Source organism: Dokdonella sp. (assembly GCF_049593775.1).
GTDB lineage: Bacteria > Pseudomonadota > Gammaproteobacteria > Xanthomonadales > Rhodanobacteraceae > Dokdonella.
In genome coordinates this window covers 1-4113 of record NZ_JBAWHJ010000457.1, presented here as the reverse complement: position 1 = coordinate 4113, position 4113 = coordinate 1, and the positions used below count along the sequence as shown (strand labels likewise).

The 4113-nt window shown below is 63.0% G+C and carries 4 protein-coding genes; 3 read left to right on the top strand and 1 reads right to left on the bottom strand.

What is annotated here, in order from left to right; genetic code table 11:
• A partial coding sequence (locus WBP53_RS15795) for a hypothetical protein (RefSeq protein WP_423930633.1) occupies positions 1 to 197 on the bottom strand: 197 nt, incomplete at its 3' end.
• A gap of 323 nt (positions 198 to 520) precedes the next feature.
• Here WBP53_RS15795 and WBP53_RS15790 point away from each other — a divergent pair.
• The 3 genes from WBP53_RS15790 to WBP53_RS15780 form a co-directional block, all read left to right on the top strand.
• Positions 521 to 1420 (top strand): DUF6689 family protein, encoded by a 900-nt coding sequence (locus WBP53_RS15790; protein WP_423930631.1) that lies wholly within the window; start codon positions 521 to 523, stop codon positions 1418 to 1420.
• An 11-nt stretch (positions 1421 to 1431) separates the two neighbouring features.
• On the top strand, positions 1432 to 2373 hold the full coding sequence (locus WBP53_RS15785) for a GAF domain-containing protein (RefSeq protein ID WP_423930629.1): 942 nt from the start codon (positions 1432 to 1434) through the stop codon (positions 2371 to 2373).
• Positions 2370 to 4113 (top strand): serine/threonine-protein kinase (locus tag WBP53_RS15780; protein ID WP_423930627.1); only part of this gene is annotated, 1744 nt, incomplete at its 3' end. The genes WBP53_RS15785 and WBP53_RS15780, both read left to right, overlap by 4 nt.

Sequence of the window (4113 nt, the reverse complement as noted above, 5' to 3'; positions counted from 1 at the left end):
GTGTACCACGAAGCCACGACGTTCTTGTTGGCGCCAGAGCCCACGACTTCGAAATTGAAGCCATGACCGGAATGCGCAGGGTCGTACCAGGTGCCAGCGAATTCACGTGTAATCGTGAGGGCGCCTGCTTCGCTTGCCAGCGTGCCCAGAAGGACAAAGGCCAGCAGCGTGCGGCGCAAGGGTGGGAAGGTCATCATGGGGGGACTCCAGGGAGCGGCAAAAACATCGCCAATCGCGACGCAACCACAGTACGGCGTGCCAGGCTCGAACAACATGAGGACTTTCACCCAGTGCAAGCCACTGCGAATCCCCAGCAGATTCCGGATGTCGGTCGAGACCCGCGCTTCCTCGCTCCCTGCCCGCAAACCGTTCGCCGCTGCCGGTCTGGGTGTTTCCCCGGATTGACGTGGAAGCCCGCACGGCCCAGATTCAGGCGGGAGACTTCCAATCGATGCAGCTGAAGCCGACTCGATATGGATAGCCATCGTCGATAAGATGCCCCAACGCCCATGAGGATTCCGTGCTGACACTCCGCGCAAATCTGCTGCTTCTGTTCTCGCTGGTCGCAATGCCGGCACTGGCGCCGTTCAGCCTCGCTGTTGCCGGTGGCCCATGCATCGTCGAAACCGAAATCGTGGATGGGCGCAAGTTCAAGGCTGACATCTGCCTGCCTGATCCGAACAGCGGCCCCGATTTCGAGATGGACTTTGAACTCGAGTTCCATCTGGATCCGGAAAATCCGGGCAGCCTGCTGAATCTCACCGTGCCCTGCGTGGGATTCAGCGTCGAGATCCTTGATGCTACGGCCATTGCCGATGTGGAAAGCCGCTTGCCCGATCCGCTGAACCAGAGCATCGATCCGGCCTTGCCGCTTCGCGTCACCATCGAACCACCGGTCGCCTGCGGGCTCGAATTCGAAGACGACTACGATGCCGAGTTCGACGCCGACAATCTGGTCTGGAATGCACAATCGCCGTATCGATTGATGAAGGCGCCCATTGGTGGCAGCTATCGGGACATCACGGCTGAAGTAACCCCCGGCAGCGTGCGCGCACGCGGTTGTGGCGGAACGTTTTCGGAGTTCGTACTGGTTGTTGACCAGGTCCAGGACTACGCGAGCGAGTCCGTGGCCGCGTTCGCCGATCTCGGCATCACGCTCGCCAATGGCGCAATCGGCCCCACGGCAATCACCACCCTCGGAAACGACAGCAGCGTCAGCCAGGCCGCATTCGCTGCCGGGAACTACGCGGAAGCCATTGCACGCCTGGATGACATGGATGAGCACTGCGGCACCCTGGGTGGGCCCGCATTGCCGAACCGCTGGCGCAGCGCGCGCGACCTTGAAAACCTCGAAGGCGAAGTCGTCTCGCGCTCGGGCCACCTGAAGTTCCTGCTGGGTCGCCTCAACGGCGATCCCTGAGTGCCGCGACGGTGACGGCCCGACTGAGCATCCACGTTCCCGACGAAGCGGTTCATGTTTGCGATCTGGGAACCGCATCCGAGATCGTACTTGGACGTGATCCGCAGGCTGATGTCGTCATCCAGCACGAATCAATCTCGCGCCGACACCTGAAGCTGCGACGCTACGACCTGGACCAGTGGACAGCCGAAGATCTTGGCTCCAAGAACGGCACGCGAATCGACGGCCAAGCCGCAAAACCACACAGTCCGCTGTTCAACGGCATGTGGTTTGCAGCCGGCGACGTCTACGTACGCTTTGAAATCGTCGACCCGGCTGCCGAGCAGGCGCGCATCGCCGATCAGGATCGTCGCCGCCATTCTTCGATGATCTGGAACTCGCGCCTGCGTCACGGAGCGCAAGCGCAGCGCCTGATTGCCGACTTGCTGCGCGGTATTGTCGATGTCGCCGAAGCGCGGCGCGGATTCCTGCTCAGTACTGACAATCATGGCGATTGGCGAGTGCGAGCCTGCTACGCGATCGAACCCGATGAGCTGGTCGGACATGCATTCTCCGGAAGCCGCAGTGCGGTCGATCGCGCGATCGGCGCGCGTCGTCCGGTTTATCTAAGCGACCAGCGCGATCAGGCCTGGCTGATGCAACAGGCCAGCGTGCTCGACGCCGGTATTCGCGCGTTGCTGGCGATTCCCCTGGTTCATGATGGGAGGGTCGTGGGCGTCGTCTACGCCGACACGAACGAGGCCGAACGCGTATACAGTGACCTCGATGCGCAATTGCTCGATGCCCTGGTCGGGCAGGCAGGCAACGTCATGTCGGCCCTGGAACTCGAGGCCGGCCTGGCCAAGGTCTCGGCGCTGCTGAATGTGGGCGCTGACGGCATGAGCGCGGAAATGGGACCGGCGCCGCACTGGACCGGCGCCGGATTGTTGCCGCAACGGGAAACGAATCCATGACTGCGGGCACACGCGATTTCCAGCCGGATCCCAAGGTCGCTGCAACGGTCACCGGCATGATGGCGCAACGTGAGCTCACGGCCGGCGAAGTCGTTGCTGGTCGTTTTCGCATCATTCGGATCCTCGGAATGGGCGGCATGGGTCTTGTCTACCAGGCCCACGACATCGAGCTCGACATCGATGTCGCATTGAAGCTGCTGCGCCCGGAACTGGCCAGTCGACCTGATGCATTCGAACGATTCCGCAAGGAATTGCTGCTTGCGCGACAAGTGTCATCGCCGCACGTTGTGCGCATCCATGACCTTGTCCGCCACGAGCAGGCCTGGCTGATCAGCATGGACTATGTTGCCGGTCCATCGCTCGAGCGAATGCTGAGTGACGAACACAAGTTCACGCCAGAACGCGCATTGGATATCACGCGCCAGCTGGCGCTCGGGCTGGAAGCCGCGCATCGTCGCCAGGTCATCCATCGTGACCTGAAGCCGGCCAATGTGCTGGTCGACGAAACCGGCGAAGTACGCATCACCGATTTTGGCGTCGCCCGAACGGCCGGCGAGACCGGCATCACCGGCAGTGGCGTCGTCATTGGAACGCCGGAATATCTTTCCCCGGAACAGGCCCGTGCCGAACCGCTGGATGCACGCAGTGATCTCTACGCACTGGGACTGATCCTGTTCGAGATGCTGACCGGGACGCTGCCGTTTCGTGGTGGCACGCCGGCCGAGATGCTGGTCCAGCGCATCGTGCGCGATCCGCCTCCTGCAGACACCATCGAGCCCGGACTCCCGCCCTTCGCGGTAAAACTCTGCTCATGGCTGCTGGAACTTCGCGTCTCGCGGCGCATTGGCTCGGCGGAAGCGGTGGTGAAGGCCATCGACAGCGGAAGCCTGCAAGGCCGGCCGCGCCAACAACGCAGCGGGCTGGGCTGGGCAGCACTCGCACTCGGCCTTGTCCTGCTTGCCGGCGCCGGCTGGTACTGGCGCAACCAGACCTTGCCCGTCGATGCTGATGCGGCCGCGGTTGCCAAGGTCGTGCAGCTTGATCTGTTGCCGCTGCCCTGGATCAGCGATGACGACGCCAGGGACCGCGAACTCGCCGCAGGCATCAGCCAGTGGCTGGGCGTGCGGCTCAGTGACGAATCCGCGTTGCGCAGTGCTGATCCCTTGCGTGTGCGCCGCGCACTAGTCGAACTGGGCTATGACGCATCCGCGGCTGATCGCCAGCACCAGCGCGTACTCGAAGTGGTGGGCGCCAGGCTTGCGCTGGAAGGAGAGATCGCGCACGACGAAAGCGGCTGGACGCTCAGGATGCGACTTGTCGACTCGGCCTCATCAACACCGCGATGGAGCGCGGAACAAACCGCCGCCAGCGAAGAAGATCTGCCCGCATCGCTGAATGCCCTGTTCGCCGGCCTCTGGCAACAACTCGGTCAGGCGACGATCGCGCTGGACTGGCCAGGCGCTGCGGAGTTGCGCGCGCTGGGCGAAACCAGCGGTGCCGACAGCGTTTCCGAGGATCTGGAGGCCATGCGCTCATCGGCGCAGCAGTTCAACAATCCGGAGCTGTGGTGGCAACTGCTGTATCGACTGGATCGCAACGGACGCAATGCAGAGGCGGCAGATCTTGCAGGCTCGGCCAGGGAAAGCCTCGCCGGCATCGATAGCGATCCGGCACGTCGCACGCTGGCCTATGCGCAAGTACTCCTGGGAGATTCGGAGGCCGCTCTGGCGACGCTGGCAG